At 57.6% G+C, this 6016-nt stretch carries 8 protein-coding genes; all 8 read right to left on the reverse strand.

Translation table 11 applies throughout. The annotated features are described in order from the left end of the window. Positions 1 to 1239: an AAA family ATPase gene (locus J7412_RS16570; protein ID WP_209079629.1), complete on the reverse strand. Its 1239-nt coding sequence runs from the start codon at positions 1237 to 1239 to the stop codon at positions 1 to 3. Positions 1240 to 1538: 299 nt separating this feature from the next. Further along, entirely contained in the window at positions 1539 to 2192 is a 654-nt protein-coding gene (locus J7412_RS16575) for an OmpA family protein (protein WP_209079630.1), read from the reverse strand. A gap of 14 nt (positions 2193 to 2206) precedes the next feature. Beyond that, positions 2207 to 3604, reverse strand: coding sequence for a type II and III secretion system protein family protein (locus J7412_RS16580; RefSeq protein WP_209079631.1), 1398 nt, complete (start codon positions 3602 to 3604; stop codon positions 2207 to 2209). A gap of 252 nt (positions 3605 to 3856) precedes the next feature. After that, positions 3857 to 4726 (reverse strand): Flp pilus assembly protein CpaB, encoded by an 870-nt coding sequence (gene cpaB / locus J7412_RS16585; RefSeq protein ID WP_209079632.1) that lies wholly within the window; start codon positions 4724 to 4726, stop codon positions 3857 to 3859. Positions 4727 to 4938: 212 nt separating this feature from the next. Beyond that, entirely contained in the window at positions 4939 to 5139 is a 201-nt protein-coding gene (locus tag J7412_RS16590) for a hypothetical protein (RefSeq protein WP_209064498.1), read from the reverse strand. Between the two features lie 94 nt (positions 5140 to 5233). Beyond that, positions 5234 to 5446, reverse strand: a complete 213-nt coding sequence (locus J7412_RS16595) for a hypothetical protein (RefSeq protein WP_209079633.1) — start codon at positions 5444 to 5446, stop codon at positions 5234 to 5236. Positions 5447 to 5527: 81 nt separating this feature from the next. Further along, positions 5528 to 5740, reverse strand: coding sequence for a hypothetical protein (locus J7412_RS16600; RefSeq protein ID WP_209079633.1), 213 nt, complete (start codon positions 5738 to 5740; stop codon positions 5528 to 5530). An 81-nt stretch (positions 5741 to 5821) separates the two neighbouring features. After that, positions 5822 to 6016, reverse strand: a 195-nt coding sequence (locus tag J7412_RS16605) for a hypothetical protein (protein ID WP_209079634.1), incomplete at its 5' end; no start/stop codon positions are given.

Consider the following 6016-nt stretch of genomic DNA (forward strand, 5'->3'; position numbering starts at 1 on the left):
TTAGGCAGCTTTGTCGTCAGATTGATCGAGCGCGTGCAGGCTGTTGGCCAGTTTGGCGATTTCCTTGCGCAGCGGGTTTTTAGCCGCGGATACCGCGAGGGGTTGGCCGTGGTCTGAGGCCTGCGCGATCTGCTTGCCGCCGTCCGGCAGATGCAGGTCGATGGAGATGCTCAGGCTTTCGGCCAGACGTTTGACGCGGCTTTTGCCCGCCAGATCAGTGAATTTCGGTGCGCGGTTCATCACGTAGCGCAGCTTTTCAAACGGCAGGTCTTCGGCCTGCAAGGCCCGTTTCAGGCGCATTGCGTTTTGTGCGGAGCGCATGTCGATTTCCATGGTCGCAAAGTAGACATGGGCCGCCTGCAGAACGACTTCGGACCACTGCACAAGCGTGGAGGGCATGTCCACGATCACGTAGTCATAGTGCTTGCGCGCCATTTCCAGCACCCGCTCGATGTCCTCAGGGCCGACCAGATCCAGTGGAATGATGTCTGCGGGCGCGGTGAGCACATGCAGGATGTCTTCGTATTTCTGCAGCGCCTGACCGAAGCTGTCGCTGTCCATGCTTTCGGTATCGGTGATCAATTCAAACACCGAGTCCGGGCGTGGCAGATCCAGATAGGTGGACATGGTGCCAAACTGCAGATCGAGATCGACCAGACAGACGCTGGGCGGTGTGTCGCCAATGGTTGCCAGCTCCCAGCCGAGATTGGTGGCCAGAGTGGTCGCGCCGGTGCCGCCTGCAAGACCATGCACGGCGATCAAAACGCCTTCGCGGGATTCCGAGGAGGCCGACAGGGTGACTTTGCTTTCCGGGCCAGCGGCTTTGGCGGTTGTGGTGGTCCGCAATTTTTCGATGGCGGCCTGAAGCTCGCCCGGTGGCAGCGGGTAGGGGATGAATTCGTCAGCGCCGTGGCGCAGCAAATGGTGCAGGGACGCGGGCGTGACATCCTCGGCGATCAAAAGTGTGCGGATGTTGCGGTTGCGTGCCTCTGTGATGATGGCTGTCAGCTCGTCCAGCGCGTCTTCATCCATGTCATCAATCGCCAGAGCAATGAATTCCAGATGTTCGGCATCCGGTTGCTCCATGAATGGAAGCGCGTCTTCAAACCCCAGGTCGCCCCATTGCTCCCCAAGTGCCTCTTCCATGTCCACGATCAGAAGCTCAAAATTCTGCACATCCCGGCAAATTGTGCATGCCAGGATCGGACTTTGATCAGTTTGCAGCGGTTCGCTACTCATATTCAGCCTCTAGTTCGCTTGCGCTTGACGCGCGTGATGTTGTGCAGAGGTGCCCACCTCGTTCAGCGTTTGGACTTCAGGGAAGCCCCCAGTGCCGCGAATCTTCGCAAGGGCACTTTGCCTCAAGAACGAACATCCCCCTCAACTGGGGCAACATTGGGGCCAAAAAGCCGAAATTGTGCGGAATTGTGCGACGATCAGCGGGTGGGGCGGGGATCGTTTCCCAAACAAAACAAAGCCGACCCAAGGGCCGGCTTTGTGTAACTCTTTGTTTTGTGAGCGACTTTGGGCTCTTTGTGTTATTCGCCGCCGCCAGAAACCGCGAGGCCGGAAATTGCCGTCGTCGGGAGGGCGCTGTTCACGTATTCGCGATAGACAATTTGGGCATATTTTCCGTCAAGCACGGTGGGGTGGCGGTCCACAAAGCCTGTGACTTCGGTCACGGTCCGGCGGTTCTGGCGTTCGCGGCCCTGGCTCACGACAAGAGGTTGGGTTTTCCCGAGAGAAACAACCGCTTCTAGCCGGTCGCCGCCGATGCCTTGTGAGCCGAGGTAGGCCACAACGGCGCGTGCACGGCGCAGGCCGAGCTGTTTGTTGTAAGCACTGGAGCCGACCGCATCTGTGTGGCCATAGACTTTGAAGCGCACCTCAGGGAACTGTTTGATCCAGACCGCCTGCTGGCGCAGGATGGCGCGCGCCTGTTCGTCAAGTTCCGCGCTGTCAAAGCGGAAGTTCACCATGTCTGGCACTTCTTCAGCGAAGCGGTTGGCGAGGCTCAGGACGTAGCTTTGATCGCCATTCTGGATGCCGAGGTTATTGACGGTGGCCTGGCCAAATGTGCCGCTGTCAACAACGGAGCCAGCTTCGCGGAACCAAGACGGCACGGCGCTGTTGTCGCCGTCAGAACAGGCGGCTGCGAGGAAAAGATTGAGGATTGCCAGTTTCTTCAACATGTCGCGTCCTTCCCTTAATCCATCACGTAGCCGTAAGAGCCATTGAAATCCTGCTTGGCCACTTCACCCGCAGCACCGGATTGCTTCTTGGTATTGCTGGTCACATGGCCAAAGAGGAAGAGTTCCTGCTCTGTGGGGGGCTTGATCCGATCTGTGGGCAGCGCGAGCGCTTCGCCGCGGGTGGGGGTTACCAGATGGGCCGTTACAATGATCACCAGTTCAGATTGTGAGCGCTGATAGTCGGCGCTGCGGAACAGGGTGCCCAGAACAGGGATGTCGCCGAGCCAAGGCACCTGGGCATTGTTGTCAAGAAAGTCATCTTCCAATAGGCCTGCGATGGCAAAGCTTTCCCCGTCGCGGAGTTCAACAGTAGTTGCGGCTTCGCGACGTGTGAAGGCCGCGATGTTAAGGCCGCCAGCCACGATGCCGTTTGCTGTATCCAGAGCGGAGACAGCTGTTGCCAGTTCCAGATTGATCAGATCGCCGTCGACCACACGTGGTATAAAGTTCAACTCGATGCCAAACGGCTTGAATTCGACGCTGACTTCGCCGTCTTCACCGGGGCTGGGAACAGGATATTCGCCGCCCGCAAGGAAGCTGGCCTCTTGTCCTGAGAGTGCTGACAGGTTGGGCTCTGCCAACATGCGTGTCAGACCTTTGCGCTCCAGCGCCTGGATCAGCACGCCAACTTCGAAGGCGCCGATGTCGAGGTTGAAGAGACCAGCACCAACTGTGCCGGTTGAAACCTGCACGCCGCCTGCGTCAGTTGGGGGCAACAGGAATTGACCGGTTTCGATAATGTCACCTGAGCCGGAGATCTGAAGGCTGGTGCCCAAAGCCTTGGACACACTGCGCTGCATCTCGGCAAACCGCACTTTCAGCAAGACCTGCTGTACGCCACCAACAACCAAAAGGTTTGAAACACGCTCTGGCGCATAACGCTCTGCCAGATCCAGGGCACGCTGAAGGCGTTGCGTAGAACTGACTGTGCCAGACAGGACGATGCCATCATTGGCGGAGCGCACTTCGATTTTCTCATCTGGGAGAATTTGGGTCAGGCGCTCTTTAAATTCGCTGAGGTCGGGAGATACCTGAACCTCGACATTGGTGATCAGCCTGCCGGTTGCATCAAGCAGGGTGAGCGTTGTGATCCCCGGAGATTTGCCAAGCACATAGATTGTGCGGTCCGACAGGGAAGAGATATCTGCAATGGCCGGGTTGGCAATTGAGAGCTCTGCAAAGGGAACGTCGCTTTCCACCACAACGGCGCGGTTCATCGGCACGCCAAGTGAAGAGTTTGTGCCGCTGCGCACCACCCGAAGGCTTTCCGCAGCAGTGGGGGGCGCCATAAGCGGCATAACCCCGACGGCAACGCCCAGAAGGGTCGCGCCAATAAGTCGTCTCATAATCATTGTGACCTGCCTCTCGATCACGCCTCAGTTCGCGGGTCTTTTGCCCACAATTGGCAGCACTCTGCGCCAGTTTGGTAAATATTGCAAGAATCAATGACTTTGGCGGGCTTGTTGATGTGTGGGGCTGTGTGCAGGCAGACACATTCCATCCGTTAGACGTGTGTCGCCTAGGGCTGCACGAGAAAAAGGCGCCCGCGATCCGGGGCGCCTTTGATTTGGACTGCCATCGTCGTGCAGTGTAGTTTTTCGGGTTTAGTTCGTGCAGGGGATCGGGATGGTGGACACATTCCCGCCCTTGCGTGTTTTGATGGAGCATACACGTTCCGGCTCCACCTGAACCACCTCGCGCACTTCCGGTTCGGGTGCATCTTCGATGCCCAGAAGGCGTTTCTGGTCAACTTCGATCACCTCGGCGACCGTGTCATCCCCAGCGCCCACAAGCGAGAGAGACAGGCGGCCGGAGCTTTGCGCGAAGTTCAGGGCAGGCACTTGATCGCTGGCAACGGCCACGGTCACGGTGCGGGCGATGCCGCCGCCTTCCATTTCTTCGTTCACGGACTGATCCACGGCGATCAGTTTGACATTGGGTTTGATAAGCTTGGTGAAGTCGCCACGACGGGTGATGTCGTTTTCGACGCCGCCGGTCCAGTAAACATCCACGCGGTCGCCTGGGCGCAGCAGCCCGGATACGCCGCTTGTAACGTCGACCTTGATGGTGAAGGCGCGCTCGCCCTCTTTCAGGCGGGAGCGAATGCCGGCTTCCTGGCCCGGTTCGGTCAGCTTGGCGGCGATCAGGACCTCGCCTTTTTCCATGGTGCGCAGGACAACACGTTGCTTGTTGTCGCCGTCAGGGAAGATCTCATCGGCGTTAGTGAACATGCCCTCTGGCATGGCGGCTTTAGGCCATTTGGTGCGGCGCACGTCCTTGAGGGCAAGCTTCTCGCCAAACTTCATTTGGCGCGCGACAATAAAGCCATCCACCAGCTCGACGGTTGGCGGCGCGTTTTTGCGGGCCAGCTCGGCCTGCTTGTCGATTTCCTTGATGTAGTTTTGTGCCATGTAGACCGCGAATCCTGCGATCCCCAGACCGAAAAGCAGCACGGCTGCAAAGATACCACGCATGGGTCCCACCTCGTGTTTGTGTCGTTGTGCAAAGAAGGCGCACAGACTGGTTCACGAATGACATTGCTTGGCAAATGTGGCGAATTCAGGGAGCCAAAGGACAGGTTTCGTGACGTCTCTGTATGAAGTGCGCCAGATGCTGGCTGGCAAAAACAAACAGGCGACCAAATCGGACGCCTGCTCAGCCATAAAAGCGTGCCAGAGGCACAATATTACTGTGTTGGGACTGCCGCGCTGGTCGCGTCTGCGGCATTCAGGGTCACCGCTGCAGCTGTTACCGGCGCGCGCGCCGCAGACTCAATGGCTGCAAAAACAACGATCGCAAGTCCAATAATACCTGCTGTCAGAACGACCCAGTCAACTGTGACCGCGCCCGCTTCATCGTTTTTAAAAGACTTCATAGAACGGATCATTTAATTCCTCGCCGACTGTTGAGATGTCATCAAATTGATAGGCCGGGCGCCCCGCTTATCGCAGTGCGCCCGGCCTATGAGCGCTCTTCAAGAATTAGTTAGAGCTGCTGGTTGTGGAAATGGCGCTGGTTGTTGCGTCAGCGGAGGTCAGTGCCGCGGCTGCTTCGGTGGTCAGGCCGGAAGTTGTGGTTTCGATTGCAGTGAATGCTGCAACTGCGAGGCCAACAACGGCAGCGGTCAGAACAACCCAGTCAACGGTGACTGCGCCAGCTTCGTCTTTGCGGAAGTTTTTGATGAACTTGATCATGGGATTTCTCCAGTAAAGGGGGGCAATAGAGCAGGGCGAGGCCTTTTAGGCTGTCCTGCTCCTATGAGAAGCTCTCAGGGATTAGTTGGAGCTGCTGGTTGTGGAAATGGCGCTGGTTGTTGCGTCAGCAGAGGTCAGTGCCGCGGCTGCTTCAGTGGTCAGGCCGGAAGTGGTGGTTTCGATTGCAGTGAATGCTGCAACTGCCAGGCCAACAACGGCAGCGGTCAGAACAACCCAGTCTACGGTGACTGCGCCAGCTTCGTCTTTGCGGAAGTTTTTGATGAACTTGATCATGGGATTTCTCCAGTAAAGGGGGGCAATAGAGCAGGGCGAGGCCTTTTAGGCTGTCCTGCTCCTATGAGAAGCTCTCAGGGATTAGTTGGAGCTGCTGGTTGTGGAAATGGCGCTGGTTGTTGCGTCAGCAGAGGTCAGTGCCGCGGCTGCTTCAGTGGTCAGGCCGGAAGTGGTGGTTTCGATTGCAGTGAATGCTGCAACTGCCAGGCCAACAACGGCAGCGGTCAGAACAACCCAGTCTACGGTGACTGCGCCAGCTTCGTCTTTGCGGAAGTT

The sequence above is a fragment of the Shimia sp. R9_3 genome, assembly GCF_017743755.1.
Classification (GTDB): Bacteria; Pseudomonadota; Alphaproteobacteria; order Rhodobacterales; family Rhodobacteraceae; genus Shimia.